This is a genomic window from Paenibacillus sp. 2KB_22, from assembly GCF_052115745.1.
In the GTDB taxonomy this organism is placed as follows: Bacteria; Bacillota; Bacilli; order Paenibacillales; family Paenibacillaceae; genus Paenibacillus.
In genome coordinates, this window is sequence record NZ_JBFRHG010000008.1 from 36891 (window position 1) to 59337 (window position 22447).

A 22447-nucleotide genomic window follows, 5' to 3' on the forward strand; every position below is an offset into this window, starting at 1 on the left:
ATAATAAAGAGGTGAGCGTATGAGATATGCGATCAGGTCAGGATTACATACGCAATGATACCTAATTGTGAATTCAGAGAGGAGTTTTATATATGACATCATGGAAAAAATGGACAAGTGCGTTGCTTGCAGCAGGAATTATTGTAGGTAGTGGTTCGGTATGGCAGGATAGCTCGGTACAGGCGGCTTCTGTATCCTCGAAAGTGACAACCCCGGCTGAGGTAACGCTGAAATCGGGTGGAAAAACACTGTCTCAAAAAGGACTTCTTCAAGGTGGATCGACTTGGGTCTCGCTGACAGCGGTCAAAGATGTAGCGGGCGGTACGTTGAAATATGATGCCAAAACCAAGTCATATACGGTAACAGCAGCCAACAATGCGATGACTGTTAGCCTGATGGATGGACAGCCAAACGTTTACATTAACGGTTATTACCCTCAGGTGGAAGCAAAATTGATTCAGGGTCGATTATATATCCCATTCTCGGCAATGAGAGATTATCTGGGTGTACAGGGAAATTGGGATGGCAAAACCAAAACGTTGACACTCAGCAAGGTGAAACAAAATAGCGTGAAAGTTAAGTCGGCCACAGTTAATGTCACTGTGAAAAATGCTGAAGTAGATGTTCAATATCCGCAGGTAAGTGGACTTGCCAGCAAAGAAGCTGAAGCGGCCATCAACAAAGTGCTCAAAGATGAAGTGGACACGGCTGTTGCTGCTTTCAAAAAACAAACCACTGAATTTGGCGGGGCAACCGCAAAACGTCCATATGCTTTTGAAACTTCGTATGTCGTGACCTACAATGAGAACGGGGTACTAGGTTTGATCACTCAACGTTATGAGGACTATGCAGGAGCACATGGCATGACGACTCGTACCGGCCACACCTTTGCACTGGACACAGGCAAGGAACTTACGTTAGATGATGTGCTGCAAAATAACAAAACCATGCGCGAGACGTTGGGTAAAAAAGTGGGCGAGCAACTGAAAGCCCACGGTGGATACCTGGAAGGTTACAAAGGGTTAAATAAAGACCAGGATTTCTATGTGACACCAACGGGTGTAGTTGTGTTCTTCCAGTTGTATGAATATACGGCGTACGCAGAAGGCTTCCCTGAAATGCCATTTACGTATAAAGAGCTTCTCCCTAAAGGCACAGAACCTTTTAGTAATGTAACTGGAACCAAATAACGAACTATTAATGTGCACTTTTCGGTTATCCTTCTTATAAAATGAAAAAGAAGCCCTCATCATAATTATGATGAGGGCTTCTTCTCGTTAGACAACACAATGAGGTGTTGCTGATTACGTTAGGTATTGATATGTTAACGCGTAGACCGGGGTCTACAGCACACTTAGATGCCTTGGGAACCTACGTTTTCAATAACTTTATCAATGATACCGTAATCGGCAGCTTCAGCAGCACTCATGAAGTAGTCACGATCTGTATCTTTCTCGATCCGCTCCAGTGGTTGACCTGAACGCTCAGAGATGATGCGGTTCAAGGTATCACGCATTTTCAGGATGCGGCGAGCACGAATTTCGATGTCCGAAGCTTGACCTTGAGCACCACCAAGCGGTTGGTGAATCATGATTTCACTGTTAGGCAACGCAAAACGTTTCCCTTTTGCACCAGCATTCAGCAAGAATGCACCCATGGAAGCCGCCATACCTACACAGATGGTAGATACATCCGGTTTGATGAATTGCATTGTATCGTAAATGGCCATACCGGCTGTAATCGATCCGCCTGGGCTGTTGATGTATAAGTGAATGTCTTTCTCCGGATCTTCCGCAGCCAGGAACAACATCTGTGCCATAATGGCATTAGCCACTACATCATTAACATCGCTACCAAGGAAAATAATACGATCCTTCAGCAATCTGGAGTAGATGTCATAGGCGCGCTCACCCCGGTTGCTCTGTTCAACGACCATTGGAATAAAACTCACGTGAAAAACCTCCTCGGAATGTAAATGTTATTGGTGTTTATATTTAAACTGTTACCGTATTACCCACATAATAAACAATTCCAAACAAAAAGTCAAAGAAAGTCAAACTAACTTGCAAAAAAAAGAAACCTTTCCGGTTTCATTGGTTAAAAGGGTTATGAGCTGTTAAATAAAAGTGGCGCGCCCGCCAAGAATCGAACTTGGATCTCAGGCTTCGGAGGCCTACGTCATATCCATTGGACCACGGGCGCACATTATGTGACAGCAATAATGATTATAGCTCATGAAATATTTAATTGCAAGCAGTTCGTGATGTGTATTGGTTTGGATTACCCTAAAAATGATCATGATGAAGAAGAGTGGATAAAGAGTGCATTTAAGTAAATGCTATTAGAGGTTTTGGACATGCGTATGAAATGTGATTCTGAGCGATATGTAGATGGAATTCATTTGTTTCTTCTATATATGGTATACGCGAGCTAGTCCTTGATCATGGAAGTCTAGGATTGTGAAAATAGGCGCGTACAAACGCTGAATGTGTGTCGAAATAACACGTTGAAACACTTGCATGTCACGTCAGTTTTAGGTAGAATAGACGTGGGACTTAAAAAGTTAACCCGGGACGTTTTAGGGCCACGAAAGAGAGCTTGGAACGAGAACTTGCGGGAGTGGAAAGCATGCGAACGATTTTAGAAGTACAAAAGCAGCTTCTGCCTGATCTCATGGATATCTTGAAAAAGAGGTATACGATTCTGCAACAGATCATGTTATCGGATGTGATCGGACGGAGAACGTTAGCTAATTCCATGCAGATGACCGAGCGGGTTCTGAGGGCTGAGACCGATCTGTTAAAGGCTCAGGGACTTATTGAAATTGACAGTGCAGGAATGAAGATCAGCGAGGCAGGGTATGATTTGCTGCAGCAGTTAGAGCCCGTAGCCAAAGAGTTGTTCGGATTATCCGAGCTGGAAGAGCGCATCAAGCAAGCCTACGGTCTGCAAAAGGTAGTTGTGGTTCCTGGCGATTCGGATGTTTCTCCATTTGCCAAAAGGGAACTGGGCAGAGCCGGAGCGAAGGCTCTCGGCAATATCATGAGTGACAACGACGTTGTCGCCGTTACTGGCGGCTCAACAACGGCCGAAGTCGCAGAGCAACTGACTCCGCCAACATCGCTCAAAGGTGTCTGGTTCGTACCGGCACGCGGTGGACTTGGAGAAAGCCTTGAAATTCAGGCAAATACGATTGCATCCACGATGGCAAAACGGGTAGGAGCGCAATATAAACTCCTGCATGTACCGGATTTGCTTAGTGATCATGCCTATGAATCATTAATCCAGGACCCCAGTGTTCAGGAGATTCTGCAGCTGATTCGAAAATCGCGGATTGTTATTCATGGCATTGGTGATGCCGTGGAGATGGCGACACGACGTAAACTTGCGACGGAGATCATAGATGAACTTCAGGAGCAAGGAGCCGTATCTGAATCTTTCGGTTATTACTTTAACGATCAGGGTAAGGTGGTACATACCATGCTTACACTGGGGATGCGACTTCAGGATATTGAACGAACCGATGTAGTGATTGGAATCGCAGGTGGCAAAAGCAAAGCTGCTGCTATACATTCCGTGTTGCGATTTGGTCAGGAAGATATTCTGATTATTGATGAGGCTGCTGCCGAAGTCATCGTTGCTGAAATGGAATAAAGTTTTACTTTGCAACACAACTATTGTTGTCTTGACGGACTTCACCGTCTGTCTTGAATATATAAGTTTCATAAAAAAAATTAATCAAAACTTGGGAGGAACTTACTCATGATTAAAGTAGGTATTAACGGTTTTGGACGTATTGGACGCTTGGCATTCCGCCGTATTCAAAATGTAGAGGGCATTGAAGTAGTAGCAATCAACGACTTGACTGACGCTAAAATGTTGGCTCATTTGCTCAAATATGATACAACTCAAGGTCGCTTCGATGGCGATGTTGAAGTACACGATGGCTTCTTCAAAGTGAACGGCAAAGAAGTTAAAGTATTGGCTAACCGTAACCCAGAAGAACTTCCTTGGGGCGACCTGGGCGTAGATATCGTTCTGGAATGTACTGGTTTCTTCACAACTAAAGAAGCAGCTGAGAAACACTTGAAAGGTGGAGCTAAGAAAGTTGTTATCTCCGCACCAGCTACTGGCGACATGAAAACCATCGTTTACAACGTAAACCATGAAATCCTCGACGGTACTGAAACTGTAATCTCCGGCGCATCTTGCACAACGAACTGCCTGGCACCTATGGCAAAAACGCTGCAAGACAAATTCGGAATCGTTCAAGGTTTGATGACTACAATTCACGCTTACACTGGCGACCAAAACACATTGGATGCTCCACACCCTAAAGGTGACTTCCGTCGTGCTCGCGCAGCAGCTGAAAACATCATCCCTAACACAACGGGTGCTGCTAAAGCAATCGGTCTGGTAATTCCAGAACTGCAAGGCAAATTGGATGGTGCAGCTCAACGTGTACCAGTAGCTACTGGTTCCCTGACTGAGCTCGTAACTGTTCTGGGTAAAAAAGTTACTGCTGAAGAAGTTAACGCAGTAATGAAAGAAGCTTCCGACCCACAAACTTTCGGATACACTGAAGACGAGATCGTATCTTCCGACATCCAAGGTATCACTTTCGGTTCCCTGTTTGATGCAACTCAAACTAAAGTTCTGACTGTTGGCGACCAACAATTGGTTAAAACTGTAGCTTGGTATGACAATGAAATGTCCTACACTGCACAATTGGTTCGCACTTTGGAGCACTTTGCAAAAATGATTAAGTAATATCTGCAATAACATAGAGCGGAAACAGATGCTATATTGTTTCCGCTCTTTATATATCAATATTTTGCAAATTTCTCAAAAACACCAGGATTGACAAGGGATTTCAGCCCTTGATGGGTCCACCAAATACATGGGTGCGGAGGAAATACAGATGAACAAAAAAAGTGTACGCGATATCGAATTGACAGGAAAACGGGCTTTTGTCCGTGTAGATTTCAATGTGCCGCTCGAAGATGGTAAAATTACAGATGACAAACGTATTCGTGCAACGCTTCCTACAATCAACTTCTTGATTGAAAAAGGCGCTAAAGTCATTTTGGCAAGCCACATGGGTCGTCCTAACGGCGAAGTGGTTGAATCCTTGCGTTTGACTCCAGCAGCGGAGCGTTTGTCTGAATTGTTGGGTAAAACAGTCGTTAAAGCTGACGATTCTGTTGGTGACGCTGTTAAAGCTCAAATCGCTGAACTGAACAACGGCGACGTACTGTTGCTTGAAAACGTTCGTTTCCACGCAGGCGAAGAGAAAAATGATCCGGAACTGGCAAAACAATTTGCTGAACTGGCTGACGTTTTCGTTAACGATGCGTTTGGCGCGGCTCACAGAGCACACGCTTCGACTGAAGGAATCGCTCACTTGCTTCCAGCGGTGTCTGGTTTGTTGATGGAAAAAGAACTTGAAGTGTTGGGTAAAGCAATCTCCAACCCTGAGCGTCCTTTCACAGCAATCATTGGCGGATCCAAAGTTAAAGACAAAATCGATGTAATCGACAACCTGCTGAACATTGCAGACAACGTGATCATCGGTGGCGGTCTGACTTACACGTTCCTCAAAGCACAAGGACATGAAATTGGACAGTCCTTGCTGGATGACTCCAAACTTGATGTTGCTCTCGGTTTCATCGAAAAAGCGAAAAAATTGGGCAAAAACTTCTACCTGCCGGTAGATATCGTAGTGTCTGACGATTTCAGCGCGAAAGCAAACACACAAATCGTTGATATCGATGGCATCCCAGCAGATTGGGAAGGAATCGACATCGGTCCTAAAACACGTGAGATCTATGCTGACGTAATCAAAAACTCCAAATTGGTTGTATGGAACGGACCAATGGGCGTATTTGAAATCGAGCCATTCTCCCACGGTACTCGTGCAGTAGCGGAAGCTTGCGCTGAGACAGAAGCTTACACTGTAATTGGTGGCGGTGACTCCGCAGCAGCAGCTGAGAAATTCAAATTGGCTGACAAGATGAACCACATCTCTACAGGTGGCGGTGCATCGCTCGAGTTCATGGAAGGTAAAGTACTTCCAGGCGTAGTGGCATTGAACGACAAGTAAGTTTTAGTAGTCTATAGCATGAAGGAGTTGAAACCCATGAGAACACCGATTATCGCAGGTAACTGGAAAATGTTCAAAACGGTTTCCGAATCCAATGACTTCATTCAGGAAGTTAAAGGAAAAGCGGAAGTTGAAGGCGTGGAAACTGTAATCTGCGCACCGTTTACGAATCTGCCATCTCTGGTAGAAGCCGTTAAAGGAACAAACATCAAAATTGGTGCACAAAATCTTCACTTTGAAGACAATGGTGCATTCACAGGTGAAATCAGCGGTGTAATGCTGAAAGACCTGGGTGTGGATTATGTCATTATTGGTCACTCGGAGCGCCGTCAATATTTTGCGGAAACCGATGAGACTGTCAATAAAAAGTTGCACGCAGCATTCCGTCACGGATTGACTCCAATCTTCTGTCTGGGTGAAACGCTCGAAGAGCGCGAAGCGAATCAAACAAAAGACGTATGTAAAGTGCAAACGGTCGCTGCTTTTGAAGGGCTGTCCGCAGAGCAAGCGGCACAAGTCGTTATCGCTTATGAGCCAATCTGGGCGATTGGTACAGGCAAATCCTCCACTTCCCAAGATGCGAATGAAGTTATTGCTTACATCCGTACGCTGGTGAAGGATCTGTACAACGAGACGGTTGCGAATGCAGTTCGTATTCAATACGGCGGCAGTGTTAAACCGGAGAACGTAACAGAATACCTCGGACAAAGCGACATCGACGGCGCGCTTGTTGGCGGTGCCAGCTTGCAGCCGGCTTCGTTCATCGCGCTTGTTGAGGGGGCGAAGTAAGATGACAGCTCCAAAACCTGTAGCACTGATCATCATGGATGGCTTCGGTCTGCGTAACACGGTGGAAGGCAACGCGGTAGCGCAAGCCAAGAAACCGAACTACGACCGTTTTATGAGCCAATTCCCACATACAACGCTCACTGCTTGCGGTGAAGCTGTAGGTTTGCCAGAAGGGCAAATGGGAAATTCCGAGGTAGGTCACCTGAACATTGGTGCCGGCCGGATCGTATACCAGGATTTGACCCGTATCTCCAAATCCATTCGTGACGGCGAGTTCTACGACAATGAAACACTTGTCAAAGCGGTTCGCGAAGCGAAACAAAACGGTAAAAAGCTTCATCTCTACGGCTTGTTGTCCGATGGCGGCGTACATAGTCACATCGACCATCTGTTCGCTATGCTGGATCTGGCCAAAAAAGAAGGAATGAATGATGTATATATTCATGCTTTCATGGATGGCCGTGATGTTATGCCAGACAGTGGTAAAGACTTCATGCAGAAGCTGATCGCCAAGATTGAAGAAGTCGGTGTAGGACAAATCGCAACGGTTCAAGGTCGCTATTACGCGATGGACCGTGACAAACGTTGGGAACGGGTTGAGAAATCATACCGCGCCATTGTTTATGGAGATGGACCGAAATACACTGACCCACTCAAAGCGGTTGAAGAATCGTATGAGAAATCCGTATTTGATGAATTCGTTGAACCAACGGTTATCGTCAAAGCGGATGGTGAGCCGGTAGGTTTGGTAGAGAGCGGCGATTCCGTTATCTTCCTGAACTTCCGTCCTGACCGTGCGATCCAGTTGTCGCAAGTGTTCACGAACCAGGATTTCCGCGGTTTCGATCGTGGTCCGAAGTTCCCAGTGGGCTTGCACTTTGTATGTTTGACTTTGTTCAGTGAGACGGTTGAAGGTTATGTGGCTTATTCGCCGAAGAACCTCGACAACACCCTGGGTGAAGTTCTGGTACAAAACAATAAAAAACAACTGCGTATTGCAGAAACGGAGAAATACCCGCACGTTACCTTCTTCTTCAGCGGCGGTCGTGATGTGGAGCTTCCAGGCGAAACTCGTGTACTGATCAACTCACCAAAAGTTGCAACATATGATCTGCAACCGGAGATGAGCGCGTATGAAGTGGCTGACGCATGTGTTCGCGAGATCGAAGCAGACAAACATGACGCCATCATTCTGAACTTTGCTAACCCTGACATGGTTGGACACTCCGGTATGCTGGAGCCTACAATCAAAGCGGTTGAAGTAACAGATGAATGCATGGGCCGTGTTGTGGATGCAGTACTTGCCAAAGGCGGCGTTGTACTGATCACTGCGGATCATGGTAACGCGGATATGGTATTCGATGAGCAAGGACGTCCGTTCACAGCTCATACAACGAACCCGGTTCCATTCATCGTTACAGATGCCAATGTAACATTGCGTGAAGGCGGAATTCTGGCGGATATCGCGCCAACGATCCTTGACCTGATGCAATTGCCTAAACCGGAAGAAATGACAGGTACATCCGTCATCGCTACCCGTAAATAAGTTACGCAACAACATATATGAAATTGGGAAGTTTGGAGTTTACCCGGAACGAAGGAAGCAGAAATGGTCTGAAGAAGCAACGCGTTCGCCTTTATCACATGATTCCAACTTATGAAAATAAGTTCAAAGGAATCAGGGGATAACAGCGATCAGAAGACGATTCTGCTGACGTAGTGAAAAAGGGAAAACACAAGTGGTCCTAATTTATAATAAATTTAAATTTAAAGGAGATTATCACAAATGACTATTATTTCTGACGTGTACGCTCGCGAAGTCCTCGACTCCCGCGGTAACCCTACAGTAGAAGTTGAAGTATACCTGGAGTCCGGCGCAATCGGACGCGCAATCGTTCCATCCGGTGCATCCACTGGTGCCCACGAAGCAGTTGAGCTTCGCGATGGCGACAAATCCCGTTACCTCGGTAAAGGTGTTCTGCAAGCTGTTAAAAACGTAAACGAAACAATCGCTCCAGAAGTTATCGGTATGGATGCATTGGATCAACTGGGTATCGACAAATTGATGATCACTTTGGATGGTACGCCAAACAAAGGTAAACTGGGTGCTAACGCAATCCTGGCTGTATCCATGGCAGTAGCTCGCGCAGCTGCTGACGCTCTGGACCTGCCATTGTACGTTTACCTGGGCGGATTCAACGCTAAAGCATTGCCAGTACCAATGATGAACATCATCAACGGTGGTGAGCATGCGGACAACAACATCGACGTTCAAGAGTTCATGGTTCTTCCAGTTGGAGCACCAAGCTTCAAAGAAGCTCTTCGCGTAGGTGCGGAAATCTTCCACAACCTGAAATCCGTATTGAGCTCCAAAGGCTTGAACACAGCTGTAGGTGACGAAGGTGGTTTCGCACCGAACCTTGGTTCGAACGAAGAAGCAATCACTACAATTATCGAAGCGATTGAAAAAGCTGGTTACAAACCAGGCGTTGACGTATTCCTGGGTATGGACGTAGCTTCCACTGAGTTCTACAAAGATGGTAAATACACACTTGCTGGCGAAGGTAAATCTTACACTTCCGCTGAGTATGTTGACCTCTTGGCTTCATGGGTTGAGAAGTACCCAATCATCACAATCGAAGACGGTATGTCTGAAGATGACTGGGATGGTTGGAAATTGCTCACTGAGAAATTGGGAGACAAAGTACAACTCGTTGGTGACGACTTGTTCGTAACTAACACTGAGCGTCTTGGCAGAGGTATTGAAGAAGGTATCGGTAACTCCATCCTGATCAAAGTTAACCAAATCGGTACATTGACTGAAACATTTGATGCAATCGAAATGGCTAAACGTGCAGGATACACAGCTGTAATCTCCCACCGTTCCGGTGAGTCCGAAGACAGCACAATCGCTGATATCGCTGTTGCAACAAACGCTGGTCAAATCAAAACGGGTGCTCCTTCCCGTACAGACCGTATCGCGAAGTACAACCAATTGCTCCGCATTGAGGATCAACTGGGTGAACTGGCTCAATACAATGGTCTTAAAGGATTCTACAACCTTAAAAAATAAGCTGGATATCCAGCTTTTACGGGCAAGCCGGGTAACCGGCTTGTCTTTTTTATTGAAACGGAGTATGGGTACAACAAACGGATCACGTAGATGGTGAAATTTAGGGCATTGTATGAACTGCACTACTTGTATCACAACAATAGCTATGTTACAATTAAAGTAACTGTTTTTATGGTGAGATGTTATGCCCACATGGGTAGGAGGTGGAAAGAATGGATATTGCTTTGAAATTGCTGCTCGTTGTCTTCTCGATCGGTCTAATCACTGTAGTATTGCTGCAGCACGGGAAAAGCGCTGGTTTGGCGGGTGCCATCTCCGGTGGTGCGGAACATCTTTTCGGTAAAACGAAAGCGCGCGGATTGGATCTCTTCCTGCAACGTGCAACGGTGGTACTGGGTGCAGGATTTATGATTTTGTCTATTATTGTTACGGTGGTTTCCAAGTAAAATTGGAACTGCTGGGCAATGAATAGCTTAAGCTAATGGCTTAATTGATGAACCTTCGTTTCGTGGAGAAACGGGGGTTTTTTAATAAATTCTTACGTGTCCAAACTTTTCCAACAATAATCTAATCTGTAGACTCCATGATTTCGGTCTTCTTCTCACTTCTGTTCGGTTTTCCTTCCTTAACATGCAACACAACCCCTATCATGTATGGATATGTCCCTCGCTTATTCGTTACGCGCGAACTCACTCTTTATAATGAATGTCATGTGTACAGAAAATTTTCGGATGTAGTCCTTTTCCAGATGCGTGCAGCACGTGTATCGCATAAAATGTCTGTAGAGATACGTGAAAGCGTGATTTTAGTGGAGCGCCAGGCAACTGTGGTTTTTTTGCGAGGTACGGATGGGCTGGATTGAATTCGTGTATACTAGGGTATGAGATAGTATGGATGCGCGACTATACTCTTCACGACAGTGATACGATTGCATGAAAATGGTAAGAATTCCGATACATAAACAGATGAGATCCGATTACACTTTTATGTTTCCCGAGGTGAATATATTAATGATAACAGAACAACAATTGCTCGACTTCATGCGGGAGACCGCTTATAAACCGATGACTTATCAGGAGTTGGAACAGCACTTCGCGATCGAAGACGCAGCTGATTTCAAAGCCTTTTTGATTATGCTGAATACGCTGGAGGAATCCGGCAAAGTTTTGCTGACTCGCAACAATCGCTATGGCATGCCAGAGCGCATGGATTTGGTTCGCGGACGTTTACAGGCTCACGCCAAAGGTTTTGCTTTCCTTATTCCTGAGGATCGAGAGCACCCGGATGTGTACATTCACGCCAATGACATGAAGAGTGCGATGAATGGTGACACGGTATTGGTCAAAGTCACGTCCCAAGGCCCTTCTGGCGGTCGCCTGGAAGGTGAGATCGTCCGTATTGTTACTCGTGCGGTGACACAAGTTGTCGGCGTGTTCCAAAGCCATGAGGTGTACGGCTTCGTTATTCCGGATGACAAACGGATTAATCGCGATATTTTCATCCCGCGTACCAACTTTGCTGGGGCGGTTGATGGACAGAAGGTCGTAGCGAAAATCGTCAGCTATCCGGAGGGCCGTGCGGCAGCCGAGGGTGAAGTGATCGAGATTCTCGGTCATAAGGATGAGCCGGGCATTGATATTTTGTCCGTCATTCGCAAGCATCAGCTGCCAGAAGCTTTCCCGGATGAAGTGGTCGAAGAAGCGGAAAAAGCACCAGACTCTATTACCGATGAAGAAATCGTTCAACAAGGTCGCCGTGATCTGCGTGGACTGAACATTGTCACGATTGATGGTGAAGATGCCAAGGATCTGGATGATGCTGTTAACGTAGAGAAGCTGCCTAACGGGAACTATCGTCTGGGTGTTCATATTGCCGACGTTGGCTATTATGTGCAGGAGAATTCCAAGCTGGACCAGGAAGCCTACAACCGTGGATGCAGTGTGTATCTGGTGGACCGGGTTATTCCGATGCTGCCACAGCGTCTGTCCAACGGGATCTGTAGTTTGAACCCGCAGGTAGATCGTCTGACCCTGTCTTGTGAGATGGAGTTTAATGACCAGATGAAGGTTGTAAAACATGACATTTTCACGAGTGTAATCAAAACCAAAGAGCGGATGACGTATTCCAACGTCCGTAAAATCCTTGAAGGTGAAGAGCCGGAATTGCTCGAGCGTTATAAGGATTTGGTGGATGATTTTCATCTGATGAAAGAGATCGCCTTGAAACTGCGTGCTATGCGTATGCGTCGTGGGGCGGTTGACTTTGATTTTGAAGAATCCAAAATCATTGTGGATGCAGAGTGCAAACCGATCGATATCGTAAAACGGGAGCGTTCGATTGCAGAGCAAATCATTGAGGAATTCATGTTGGCAGCGAACGAAACAGTGGCAGAGCATTTCCACTGGTTGAAGGTTCCGTTCATCTATCGTGTACATGAAGATCCGGATCAGGAAAAACTGCAAAATTTCCTTGCCTTTGCGGCGAATTTCGGACACCAGGTCAAAGGACGTGGCAACGCAATTCATCCACGGGCGCTTCAATCGTTGCTTGAGGATATCAAGGAAACCAAAGAACAAACCGTGATCAGTACGATGATGCTTCGTTCCATGAAACAGGCGAAGTATGATTCTGAAATGTCAGGTCACTTTGGCCTCGCAGCAGAATTCTATAGTCACTTTACGTCTCCAATTCGTCGTTATCCCGATCTCGTCATTCACCGGGTGATTCGCGAAGTCATTGAAAATAATGGTGCTTTGCCGGAGAACCGTCAGGAGTATTTGGCAGCACGTATGGCCGATATTGCCCAGCAGTCTTCGGAACGTGAACGTGTGGCGGTAGAAGCTGAGCGGGATACGGAGAAAATGAAAAAAGCCGAGTACATGCTCGATAAAGTAGGCGAAGAGTTCGAAGGCATGATCAGCAGTGTGACCAGCTTCGGTATGTTCATTGAACTAGAGAACACGGTTGAAGGTCTGATTCGTCTGAGCGCGCTCACGGACGACTATTACCATTTTGATGATCAGCATATGGCTCTGATTGGTGAACGTACCTCAAAAGTCTTCCGCATCGGTGATGAAGTGAAGATTCGTGTGGCACGTGTAAGCATGGAAGAGTATACGATTGATTTTGAAATGGTGGATATGAAACCTCGCGCTGAACGTCCTGGCGGCTTCGGTGGTGGACGTGGCGGTAAAGGTGGACGTCCTAATAGTAGCGGCGGCGGACGCGGCGGTGCCAAGGGTGGACCAGGTGGATTCAGCGGTTCGCGTGGCGGCAAAGGCAGCTCAGCCAGTGCTGGAGGCAACCGTGGTGGCCGATCAACGGAAGAGAGCAGCAAAGGTGGACGTGGCGGTCGCAGTGGAGCAGCGAGTGCAGGTACGGGCGCAGGCTCATCCGGTGGCTACGCTGGTAAAGGTGGCGGCAAACCGAAAGGTGAGCGTCGTGCTGGTGATACTGGCGGATCGACTGGTCGGGGTAAAGGCGCGGTGAGCTTTGGTTTTGGCTCAGGTAAAGGCGGTTATAGCTCTACATCGGGTGGATCGGATAGTAATTCAACTGGTGGACAAGGAAGTGGACTGAACAGCGGCAGCGGTCGCGGTGAAGGAAGCTTTAAGTCCGGCAAGGGCGGCGGTAAAGGTGGCAAAGGCGGAAGTGGACGCAAAAACACTTCGCCAAGCGGCGTATTTATCGGAGAAGCTGCGACACCTGGTGGAACTCAGGAAGGCGGAGCACCACGACGCAAGCGGAAGAAGAGCAAAGGTGCAGCGGGTAACGGCACGGCAGCTTTTGTACGGAAAAAGAAAAAATAAAGCTAACGTTACCTGAAGAGATGGATTACCATTCGTTCCTCTAGGTTAAGCGTTGGAGAAAATAGTCACTTCAGCCGGACTGTTGTTTCGCACAGTCTGGAAGTGGTGTGATGAGGAGGGGCGGCAGAGGTCGCCTCTTTCTTGATTTTAACAGCCGTACTTGCTACAATTAAGGTCTGGCACGTGGTACCTTGGTGCAACATTGGGTGCGCTGCTATACAGCATGGTACCGGCTTATTTTACGGAGAAGGAGTGAGGACATGGGCAAGAATGACGGACAGAGTAAAGTGCTCGCACAGAATAAAAAGGCTTCCCATGACTACTTCATTGAAGATACGTATGAAGCGGGCATGGTGCTTACCGGAACGGAGATCAAATCTCTTCGTAACGGCCGTGCGAATATTGGTGATGCATTTGCCACGATTCGGAACGGTGAGATTCATATTCATAATATGCATATTAGTCCTTTTGAACAAGGGAACCGAAATAATCCGCTCGATCCGACACGTACGCGTAAGTTGTTAATGCATAAAGTGCAGATTCACAAGCTGCTCGGGCTGTCGAAACAGGATGGGTACAGCATTGTGCCGCTGAAAATCTATATCCGTAACGGTTATGCGAAGCTTTTGCTCGGACTGGGTAAAGGTAAGAAGCAGTTTGATAAGCGTGAGACTGCAGCCAAGCGGGATGCACAACGTGATATTCAACGGGCAATGCGAGAGAAGCAGAAGGTTGCACGTTAAGTGAAGCGCGGGGTGTGGAAAGCTGTATTATAGGTATAAGTTAGTTTTCTGATGGAACTAGGAAGATAGACGTACGAGGTAAGGAGTCTCAGTGTTTGTCCGGTAATGGGCAAGATTGAGGCTTTTTATTTGTACTAGCGAAGGTAATTAGATGAGGTTGTTGAAGTGTGCTGTGAACTGAATTTTTGTGATATGTGCAGAAGAAGTAAGTAGGGGCATGGAATATGGCGTAGTGATGAATCAAAATTATCAGCTGTTGCGTAGTTTGCCTGAATCGTGGGTAAAATACTTAGGTACCGTTGTTCGTGATCCGATCTGGGTAAACTTTACTTCCGAATGGTGACGCGGTATAATATGTAGACGATTGAGCCTGTTGTATTGGATAACTTTGTACACGTGCTCAGCCTGCTGGAATGTCTTCCAGCAATCTGTACTATTTCGGCTTGCTACTCTATGTTATGATTACTCATGTAGCAGACAGGAATGCCGAGTTTGAAAGAAGCATCTTTTTACCTTGGAGGAAAAAGATGTGCAGCACCTTTGCTCCGTATTCACGGATTAATCCTGGAGCCCTTCTTAATTGAGGGGGCGTTTATGGATTCGACGGGGATAGTTCGAGCATGGGTAGCGGGTAGTGGGGACGCGTCCGCTTCATCAACGCTAAAGCCTATTAAACGGCAAACAACAAACAAACTACGCTTTCGCAGCCTAAGAAACTGTGTGCGTGCTTCTAACCTGCATCGCCCATGTGACAGGATTAGGGGCTAACAAGTAGTGGGATACGCTGTCACATCTCCGCCTGGGGTGTGCTGAAGAAGACAATCAGGCTGACCCAACGTATAGCCGGTTACGGGGCGATACTCGGGTGACATCAAAACTGTGACTACACCCGTAGAAGCTTATGTGTCGTTATCTTCGGACAGGGGTTCGACTCCCCTCGCCTCCATATGTCAAATCCACAACCGAATCTGGTTGTGGATTTTGCGTTTCAGGTAGATGCAGCTTTAGTATAAGCTCAACATGTTCTTTGTACACAATGACTTTATCTACGTAACTTGCAACAAACTTCTTGATCTCAGGAAGATTTCGTGCAGCAATATGATCTTTGAACTTTGATAGCAGTTGGCGTAGCACCTCCTCAGTAACTGGTGCTCTTTCCTTCTTTGCTTGATGTTCAATGATGGATTGGTCAAGCTTTAGCTTCAGGTCTTCAAGTTCGTTCAGTTTACTGAGTAGAGTAATATTGGATACACCGTTAGCTACCGCATTAATGATGTTATCTATTTGCTTATTCGTCTCGCCTAGCTTCCTCTCAAGTCTTACTGCTTCTGACTGATAACTTACATCTTTCTTAGCTTGGAATTCTGTTAACTGCCTAGCCAGCATAGGAATAGACTCATCATTGAAAATTTTCTTTTGAAGTTCATCAATGGCGTAGCTCTCAATATACTCGCGGCGAAGTTCAGGATTTTTGCAGGCTTTGCACTGATCACGATTGCCACAACGATACGTTACATATTTTAGCTTGTTCCGTCCACTAAACTTCGTATTGCCCATCATGGCATATTCATAGCCAAGATTATTTGAGCACTCTCCGCAAACAATCAAGCCACTCAGTAAATACAATTCTTTAGCTTTGTATCGTCCAGTTTGATTCTTATTGGCTGCTATTTTCACTTGAACTTGCTGGAACAGTTCTTTTGAAACAATGGTGGGCATTCCTCCGTCAATGCGTATAACTTCCTCACTATCTTTCTTTCGGTTGCTGTTCCGTTTGCCTAGTGCATCCTTGCTATCTGTAAGGTTGAAGATATACACTCCTGTGTACTTTTCATTACGGAGAATGCCATGCAGAGTGTTTTTGCCAATGGGCTTGCCATAACGAGAAAGGAATCCTTTTTCATGAAGTGCAGTAATGATCTGATTGTATCCGTACCCATCGTGGTACATTGAAAAGGTAGTTTGGATAATGCCGCGTTCATCTTCATTGATGATGTATTTCTTAGAAATTGGATCAACCGCATACCCGATAGGTGGAAGTCCGCCTGTATGCATACATTTGTAGGCAGTTTCTTTCATTCCTTTCATAACCTCTCTTGCAAGGTTTTTGCTGTAATATTCGGCCATACCCTCAAGTAGTGACTCAAGAATGATGCTCTCAGGGGAGCCATCAAGATTTTCAGTTACACTAAGTAATTTTATATCATTGGCTTTCAGTTTACGCTTGTATTTTGCGCTATCATACTTATCTCTGGAGAACCTGTCCAGTTTATGAACGATTACAACATCGAACAGCCCTTTATCGCTATCAGCAATCATTTTCTGAAAATCTGGACGGCGGTCGGATGTGGCTGATTTAGCACGGTCGGCATAGACCTTCACAAGTTGATATCCGTTTTTAGAGCAGTAATCTTCAATAGCACGTATTTGTGCATCTATGGACTCATCTCTCTGGTTGTCTGATGAAAAGCGACAGTATGCTGAAGCTCTTATAGTTTTCATAATAGATTCCCCTTTTTTATACAAGGTCGCTCCCTGTATTGAAAGATAAGAGCGACCTTTGTATGTTATATGGTTCGTTCTTGGCGGTGGATGGCAGCAAGCGTTGCAACCGCAGGCTGGAAGTATTGTTCTGGAGTTTCTCGTACTTGACCAACGAGATCCCATGCAGATGTGTCAGGATCATGTATTGCTTTCTTAAGCTTGTCTCGTGAAATTTGGATTCGGTAGTTTGTAATTCTCATATCTGTATCTCCTTATGCTTCGCGAAATCATGGTTAGTTATATCACATAAGTCCTTTGGCTTTGAGACTTACGTAATTGTTATCTCCAAGTATGATATGATCAAGGAGTTCAATACCTAGGATTACACCTGCATCACAGAGCCGTTTTGTTACGTCAATATCCTCACTACTCGGAGAAGGGTCTCCGGAAGGGTGATTGTGACAAGCAATGATGGATGCTGCATTTGATAATATTGCAAGTTTGAAAGTCTCTCTCGGATGAACAATAGTGTTGTTAAGTGTGCCACAAGAAACAATATGCACAGCGTTGGGTTGATTCTTTGTATCCAGAGTCATGATACAGAACACCTCTCTATCGTAAGCATTAAGGAACTTCTTTAAAATAAACACAGCATCCTCTGGAGTTTTGATTTTGTTCTTAGGAAAATGAATTGATTTTTCATCACGTACCATTTTTAGTTTTATGATTTGAACACTTGTCTGCGTAGCTTTTGTTCGTTTGCTCATTCGTACACTCCTCACTCTATAGAGGTTCTATTACCTCATGAGATATATAGCCTTCCGTGGTATTTACGGTATACAAGATCATAATATCTATTTGTATTCGATGTTGATTCGTAGATACGACCTTCAGGTATAGGTTCCGGAAGACTATTTAGAGAGGGAAGTGTGGCGGTGTGGCGCTTATTCTAAATAGTATTTATCTTTTCTCATATTTTAAAAAAATGCATAGTATAAGATGAGAAAAGTAATCTTAATTCTTTTTTTGTCGCCACAAGCGCCACAATAGTCCTGCTTAAAGAAGATAGAACGTAACTATCTGAAAATGAATTCAAGAGGTCTACGTCTATGAGATTGATCAAGTAAAAGTGCCCATCATCACATTTCGTCTATAGAAACCTCAGTGTATTCGTTTACTCGGTTCAAGAATGTTGGACGGGGAGGCTTAGCTATAGATATGAAACGAATGCCATTGCAAAAACGGTTACCTGCACTCTTCTCAGGTGCACTTTTTATTCCTTTTCCAAGAAGGGTTGCACGCAGGGCTGTAATGAAACGTTGATTATTACTAAAGTTATAATTGTGATTACTACTTCTGCACCAATTCTTATAAGCTATTAAAAGAGAAGCATTAGAGATTCGATCTTGGGGTGAACCTTTCTCAATCATATCGTCTACAAATGTAGTAATTGGATTTTGTTCTTCTTCGTACATGCTAAGGACGTTCTGAACAATAACTGGGTTAGTGAAAACCAATCCATTACTTCGGAGCCTATTTAATCCTTCAAGTGAGAAATTTAATATGCCAGGTAGTTCTGTCTTTAGTTTTTCAGTTAATCTAACATCAGCTTCTTCTTTCTCAAAGGTGCGATTAAATGGGATAATTATAAGTCTTCGAAAGTAGCCATGACTTTTGTCACGTGAGTAAGGAAGGTTGTTCATCCCCAAAACGATCTTACAAAATGGTCGATAGGTGAAGCCTTGCTCATGCTTGCGTTCAACACGAATAGTATCACCCGAAGTGATGGCTTTAAAGAATTGTGTGTTTATTCCTTTGGAATCCGTCTCATTCTCAGTGGAAAGAAGAAGTTGCTTATTCACGAGTTCAGCGCGAGCAAAAGACTTATCCAAATCACTTAGTGTTAACGAACAAGTGTTAGATGAACCTACTAGAGTTGATAATATGTCAGAGAGGACGCTTTTACCGTTTGCTCCTTTGCCATAAAGTATAAATGCTTTTTGAGCACTAATATCAGAAGTTAAACAGTATCCAAATATCTCTTGAACTAACTTGATAAGGTCATCATCGTTTTCAAATATATCTTTGAGGAACTTCATAAATGTTGGGCATCTAGCGACAGGGTCAAAATCGATAGGAATCCGAATTGTTGAATGGTATTTCTTATCATGTGGCACTAGCTGATAATTATCTAAATTAAGCATCCCGTTCACTAAGTTGATATGGTTACGGTCAGCATCCATTTTATCAACTGATGGAGCTTCGAGTTCCAAAGCATGCAAGTAATTATCTTGAATTTTAGGAGTCCAAAAGTTAGGCGCATATTCATGTAAGATATCTCGCATTTTTCGTTGCAATTCGTTTGAGTTAAGCAAACTCCATAACCCTAAGCCATTATCGTAGAGATAAAATAGATTAGGATTTACAAAAATGATATCAAGTTTTGAGTCTACAACATATTTTGTAAAAATATTAGAGTTTAGCTTAATAGGTGTACCTGTCTTCTTATCTAATGTGAAGCCTAAGTCTGTGAGATCAATCTCAGGCTCCGTATGAGCCCCCAAGGCGATTAACCGGCCTGGACTGTTAATGATCTCTTCACTCTTATCTCGTGTAATTTTGTTGTTGAAACACGATTTAATTTGTTCCTCGTCACATCCGAAAGTGGTGCATTTGGTCAAAGCATTAATAGGTTTTAATTTCATCTCGCTGATACGTTTTTCGCTTCGTTGGTTATGTTTATATGACATCTTAGAAAATTTGCTAGCTGCCTCCGGGAATCCAGCATTGACTAACATTGAAATCCAATTAAACCATTCAGGTTCAGATAAGCTCTCCTGTTTCTGAGTTTCAAAATCTTCTAAGAAGGCAGAACATCGTTCAGATAAATCAGCTAATACTTCATGGTTAGTATTATGGGTCTTTGGTAACCTCCTCCTCTTTTTTGGAAAAGTTGAGCTCTGTAACATCCAAGTTGGTGCTAATGCCGGGAGATTAGGTTTTTGGGATTGATCCATTTGTATATGCCTCCGTTTTGATGTATGGATGGGGGGAGAACTGTGTAGCTTCCGTTTCCTAAAATTGCGAGTTCAGAATGAATTTGAGTTTTATCTGGATTAGAAATATGTCTAGTCCTGCATTGCTGATCAGTGGGTGCTCTGAATACATATCGCATACCGCCCCCTGGTGTAGAGAATGACCATGTATCTGGAATTTCACCATTATTGAGTTGAAGGAGCTGCCTATGACCATACTCACCGTCTATATCAAGCGCGACAAGTCCTTTATCATTTCCTAATACAAGTCCTAAGTTAGCATTAGGCCACCGCTTGAACCAATCCTGAACCTCTTGATCAGAGGGTATGTTCCGATCCTTCCATTTAATCAGAGGGCTCTTACCAGGAGAACGGCAGTTCTCTGTGTGGTAATCATTCATGCCAGAATGATCACCAGAGCATAATGGAATGATTGGTAAACCTAGCCGTTTATATTCAAGGGCGTATTCTAGCATCACTATAAATCTCCTTTTATTAAAACTGATTTTTAAAGACTGGAATAACATTGATGTAATTTGGTGGTGTATCAAGGCAAACTTCCATGTACAAGCTAATTTTTAAAATATTTACCCCCAGAGGAATGATTTCGTTTTCCACTTTATTTTTGATCATATCTATCCCATCCTCGAAATCTTTAGTTCTCTCCATGTAGTATGATTCTTGATTATCACAAGTAATAAGCAAGCAATTATCAATCTCGCAAGAATGATTGATCTGAATGGTTTTGGATAAGCTAGATAAAATAGATGATACTGTATTTCCGTGTAGGGATACTAAGATTTGAAATGTTGAGAATGAAAACTCAGAAATAAACTCTGGACGTTTTATATCAGTTAACAAATTTGGATGAAAAGTAAGTTCATATTTATCTCCAAGTCTTTCTACGACCTTTTCTCTTAACATATCCCCTTTATAATTTGCAAAATAATCAACTAGATTATCTGCTGCTATCTCAGCATGTGGAGTATAGCATTGTTCAATTCCTAACATGTTCAATAGGTAATTAGTTGGAAGTATATATTTATTTGAGACTCGTCTCGATTCTGATGAACTTAAATCTATGATGTAGTGCATATTTTCTACAAGAAAGCCTGTATCGCTTTTTAATTTATTTGATGCTCGCTCAGCAAATTGTTCAAGATTTCGCATTCCGCCAATAGGGAGCGGAATGGGGAAAAAAAGAGTAGCCAAGAAATAGTGTCCTCTATTTAGTATGTCAAATTTTAGCTCTCCTGCATTACTCAAATGCTTTATAAAGAGGGACGTTGCAAGTGCGACGCTAGTTCCTTGATCAAAAATATTAAGGTCAGAAAATTTTTGATCTTGAAATCCAATAATCTCAAAAGTAATTCCGTTAGCATATCTTTCATCTAAGATCGGTTGTGTAGTTGTATTCATGTTGGACTCCTTTGTTAGTTTTATAGAAATTTTTAATTAAACTCTCCTATTTAAATAATGTTAAACATACTAAACGGATAGAATTAGTTGGTTTTTAGATTGAGTTTCACTTCCTTTCTCTTTAAAGATCGCAGGTGCGTCTAAGGTAAAACTTATTCTGATTTCAAAGGGCAGCTGAAAAGCTTTGTATTCCGTGAGAAGAAATATATCACAATATGCACTAGTGGTGAAGACCTACAACTGTCGACATATAAGGGTTTGTGGTGAAGTTACAAACGTATATGACTATTAAAATTCATAACTTTTCAAAAATAACTAGTTTTATCGGATAATATGCAAAAAAAATAGCTTATATTTTAATGTGAGTATACGATAGAATCCTGGTATTACTTAAAATATCGAGAGTGGGTATATATGCAAAGGTGTTATGGGAGTCATCGGCGGTGAAGGATGAATGTGACAAATTTGTGTCATAAACTGATTGAGGGGAATTTATATGGAGAAATCAATATCACTTGTAAACAGAAGAGAATTTATAGTTAAGTGTGTAACAGATAAAATAGTCACTTCTCAAAGACAATTAAGTAAAATGTTGGTTAAAGAAGGGATTGTTGCTTCTCAATCAACATTAAGTAGGGACATTGAAGCTTTAGGTATTATTAAGGATTCAAACGGAAAAATGACACTAGGTGATGGAGCAAAAAGAGAAAAACAGAGAGAACTACTTATTCAGTTGCTCACAAATGAAGAAGGCTATGTAGTGACCAAAACAAGAACGTTTTTCCTGGTTGCAAAAAATCGAAGTGCAGAAATGATTGGACACTTATTAGAAGAACTGTATGAAGACAAGATATTGGGTACATTGGCAACAGAGGGTGGACTGCTTGTTATTGTAAATGGTGATACTTATGTGAGTAACAGTTTAAAGAAGGAAATAAGAAATTTAATAAAAAAAGGAATCGTCCGATGACGATTCCCTTTAGAGTATTTGA

18 protein-coding genes, 1 tRNA gene and 1 other RNA gene are annotated in these 22447 nt (G+C 43.7%); 12 read left to right on the forward strand and 8 right to left on the reverse strand.

The features are described from left to right. The first annotated feature begins 92 nt into the window (after positions 1 to 92). Positions 93 to 1190, forward strand: coding sequence for a stalk domain-containing protein (locus AB4111_RS27660; protein WP_442034259.1), 1098 nt, complete (start codon positions 93 to 95; stop codon positions 1188 to 1190). 164 nt (positions 1191 to 1354) lie between these two features. Here AB4111_RS27660 and clpP read toward each other — a convergent pair whose 3' ends face one another. Together clpP and AB4111_RS27670 are read right to left on the reverse strand one after the other, a co-directional pair. Further along, on the reverse strand, positions 1355 to 1951 hold the full coding sequence (gene clpP / locus AB4111_RS27665; RefSeq protein WP_017691245.1) for an ATP-dependent Clp endopeptidase proteolytic subunit ClpP: 597 nt from the start codon (positions 1949 to 1951) through the stop codon (positions 1355 to 1357). Between the two features lie 176 nt (positions 1952 to 2127). Next, a tRNA-Arg gene (locus tag AB4111_RS27670) sits at positions 2128 to 2202 on the reverse strand. 426 nt (positions 2203 to 2628) lie between these two features. Between AB4111_RS27670 and AB4111_RS27675 the strand changes: the two genes are divergently transcribed. The 10 genes from AB4111_RS27675 to ssrA all read left to right on the forward strand — a co-directional run bounded on the left by AB4111_RS27675 (position 2629) and on the right by ssrA (position 15466). Next, entirely contained in the window at positions 2629 to 3654 is a 1026-nt protein-coding gene (locus tag AB4111_RS27675; protein WP_221822444.1) for a sugar-binding transcriptional regulator, read from the forward strand. Between the two features lie 108 nt (positions 3655 to 3762). Continuing rightward, on the forward strand, positions 3763 to 4770 hold the full coding sequence (gene gap, locus AB4111_RS27680) for a type I glyceraldehyde-3-phosphate dehydrogenase (RefSeq protein WP_056695277.1): 1008 nt from the start codon (positions 3763 to 3765) through the stop codon (positions 4768 to 4770). Between the two features lie 151 nt (positions 4771 to 4921). Continuing rightward, positions 4922 to 6103 (forward strand): phosphoglycerate kinase, encoded by a 1182-nt coding sequence (locus AB4111_RS27685; protein WP_047841460.1) that lies wholly within the window; start codon positions 4922 to 4924, stop codon positions 6101 to 6103. Between the two features lie 36 nt (positions 6104 to 6139). After that, positions 6140 to 6892, forward strand: a complete 753-nt coding sequence (tpiA, locus tag AB4111_RS27690) for a triose-phosphate isomerase (RefSeq protein ID WP_076333467.1) — start codon at positions 6140 to 6142, stop codon at positions 6890 to 6892. A 1-nt stretch (position 6893) separates the two neighbouring features. Beyond that, complete coding sequence (gene gpmI, locus AB4111_RS27695) at positions 6894 to 8438, forward strand: 2,3-bisphosphoglycerate-independent phosphoglycerate mutase (protein WP_253429051.1); 1545 nt, start codon at positions 6894 to 6896, stop codon at positions 8436 to 8438. A 240-nt stretch (positions 8439 to 8678) separates the two neighbouring features. Next, complete coding sequence (gene eno, locus AB4111_RS27700) at positions 8679 to 9965, forward strand: phosphopyruvate hydratase (RefSeq protein ID WP_076291983.1); 1287 nt, start codon at positions 8679 to 8681, stop codon at positions 9963 to 9965. 212 nt (positions 9966 to 10177) lie between these two features. Continuing rightward, positions 10178 to 10411: a preprotein translocase subunit SecG gene (secG, locus tag AB4111_RS27705; RefSeq protein ID WP_062837740.1), complete on the forward strand. Its 234-nt coding sequence runs from the start codon at positions 10178 to 10180 to the stop codon at positions 10409 to 10411. Positions 10412 to 10975: 564 nt separating this feature from the next. Further along, positions 10976 to 13774, forward strand: coding sequence for a ribonuclease R (gene rnr / locus AB4111_RS27710; protein WP_442034264.1), 2799 nt, complete (start codon positions 10976 to 10978; stop codon positions 13772 to 13774). 260 nt (positions 13775 to 14034) lie between these two features. Continuing rightward, on the forward strand, positions 14035 to 14517 hold the full coding sequence (gene smpB, locus AB4111_RS27715; protein ID WP_062837738.1) for an SsrA-binding protein SmpB: 483 nt from the start codon (positions 14035 to 14037) through the stop codon (positions 14515 to 14517). Positions 14518 to 15101: 584 nt separating this feature from the next. After that, positions 15102 to 15466, forward strand: a transfer-messenger RNA (tmRNA) gene (gene ssrA / locus AB4111_RS27720). On the opposite strand, the gene AB4111_RS27725 is transcribed toward ssrA, so the two are convergent. From AB4111_RS27725 to AB4111_RS27750, 6 genes are all read right to left on the reverse strand, one after another. Continuing rightward, positions 15427 to 17019: a recombinase family protein gene (locus AB4111_RS27725; RefSeq protein WP_442034267.1), complete on the reverse strand. Its 1593-nt coding sequence runs from the start codon at positions 17017 to 17019 to the stop codon at positions 15427 to 15429. The two genes, ssrA and AB4111_RS27725, sit on opposite strands and share 40 nt — an antisense overlap. 65 nt (positions 17020 to 17084) lie before the next feature. Further along, a complete protein-coding gene (locus AB4111_RS27730; protein WP_442034269.1) occupies positions 17085 to 17261 on the reverse strand; it encodes a hypothetical protein in 177 nt (58 codons plus the stop codon). A 42-nt stretch (positions 17262 to 17303) separates the two neighbouring features. Then, positions 17304 to 17768 carry a JAB domain-containing protein gene (locus tag AB4111_RS27735; RefSeq protein WP_442034271.1) on the reverse strand — a complete coding sequence of 155 codons (465 nt, stop codon included), beginning with the start codon at positions 17766 to 17768 and terminating at the stop codon, positions 17304 to 17306. Between the two features lie 372 nt (positions 17769 to 18140). Beyond that, on the reverse strand, positions 18141 to 20018 hold the full coding sequence (locus AB4111_RS27740; protein ID WP_442034273.1) for a DNA primase family protein: 1878 nt from the start codon (positions 20016 to 20018) through the stop codon (positions 18141 to 18143). Beyond that, positions 19982 to 20512: a bifunctional DNA primase/polymerase gene (locus tag AB4111_RS27745; protein ID WP_442034275.1), complete on the reverse strand. Its 531-nt coding sequence runs from the start codon at positions 20510 to 20512 to the stop codon at positions 19982 to 19984. Before AB4111_RS27745 ends, AB4111_RS27740 begins: the two co-directional genes overlap by 37 nt. Before the next feature lie 19 nt (positions 20513 to 20531). Continuing rightward, positions 20532 to 21455 (reverse strand): hypothetical protein, encoded by a 924-nt coding sequence (locus AB4111_RS27750; protein WP_442034277.1) that lies wholly within the window; start codon positions 21453 to 21455, stop codon positions 20532 to 20534. Between the two features lie 496 nt (positions 21456 to 21951). Between AB4111_RS27750 and AB4111_RS27755 the strand changes: the two genes are divergently transcribed. Beyond that, entirely contained in the window at positions 21952 to 22425 is a 474-nt protein-coding gene (locus tag AB4111_RS27755; protein ID WP_442034279.1) for a hypothetical protein, read from the forward strand. The last annotated feature ends 22 nt before the right edge of the window (positions 22426 to 22447 follow it).

What these genes read in the sequence shown, in the direction of transcription:
- tpiA (WP_076333467.1), top strand. Translation starts at nt 6,140, where the DNA reads ATGAGAACACCGATTATCGCAGGTAACTGGAAAATGTTCAAAACGGTT.
- AB4111_RS27755 (WP_442034279.1), top strand. Translation starts at nt 21,952, where the DNA reads ATGGAGAAATCAATATCACTTGTAAACAGAAGAGAATTTATAGTTAAG.
- rnr (WP_442034264.1), top strand. Translation starts at nt 10,976, where the DNA reads ATGATAACAGAACAACAATTGCTCGACTTCATGCGGGAGACCGCTTAT.
- AB4111_RS27725 (WP_442034267.1), bottom strand. Translation starts at nt 17,019, where the DNA reads ATGAAAACTATAAGAGCTTCAGCATACTGTCGCTTTTCATCAGACAAC.
- eno (WP_076291983.1), top strand. Translation starts at nt 8,679, where the DNA reads ATGACTATTATTTCTGACGTGTACGCTCGCGAAGTCCTCGACTCCCGC.
- AB4111_RS27660 (WP_442034259.1), top strand. Translation starts at nt 93, where the DNA reads ATGACATCATGGAAAAAATGGACAAGTGCGTTGCTTGCAGCAGGAATT.
- AB4111_RS27745 (WP_442034275.1), bottom strand. Translation starts at nt 20,512, where the DNA reads ATGCTAGAATACGCCCTTGAATATAAACGGCTAGGTTTACCAATCATT.
- AB4111_RS27750 (WP_442034277.1), bottom strand. Translation starts at nt 21,455, where the DNA reads ATGAATACAACTACACAACCGATCTTAGATGAAAGATATGCTAACGGA.
- gpmI (WP_253429051.1), top strand. Translation starts at nt 6,894, where the DNA reads ATGACAGCTCCAAAACCTGTAGCACTGATCATCATGGATGGCTTCGGT.
- AB4111_RS27735 (WP_442034271.1), bottom strand. Translation starts at nt 17,768, where the DNA reads ATGAGCAAACGAACAAAAGCTACGCAGACAAGTGTTCAAATCATAAAA.
- smpB (WP_062837738.1), top strand. Translation starts at nt 14,035, where the DNA reads ATGGGCAAGAATGACGGACAGAGTAAAGTGCTCGCACAGAATAAAAAG.
- AB4111_RS27730 (WP_442034269.1), bottom strand. Translation starts at nt 17,261, where the DNA reads ATGAGAATTACAAACTACCGAATCCAAATTTCACGAGACAAGCTTAAG.
- secG (WP_062837740.1), top strand. Translation starts at nt 10,178, where the DNA reads ATGGATATTGCTTTGAAATTGCTGCTCGTTGTCTTCTCGATCGGTCTA.
- gap (WP_056695277.1), top strand. Translation starts at nt 3,763, where the DNA reads ATGATTAAAGTAGGTATTAACGGTTTTGGACGTATTGGACGCTTGGCA.
- AB4111_RS27740 (WP_442034273.1), bottom strand. Translation starts at nt 20,018, where the DNA reads ATGGATCAATCCCAAAAACCTAATCTCCCGGCATTAGCACCAACTTGG.
- AB4111_RS27675 (WP_221822444.1), top strand. Translation starts at nt 2,629, where the DNA reads ATGCGAACGATTTTAGAAGTACAAAAGCAGCTTCTGCCTGATCTCATG.
- AB4111_RS27685 (WP_047841460.1), top strand. Translation starts at nt 4,922, where the DNA reads ATGAACAAAAAAAGTGTACGCGATATCGAATTGACAGGAAAACGGGCT.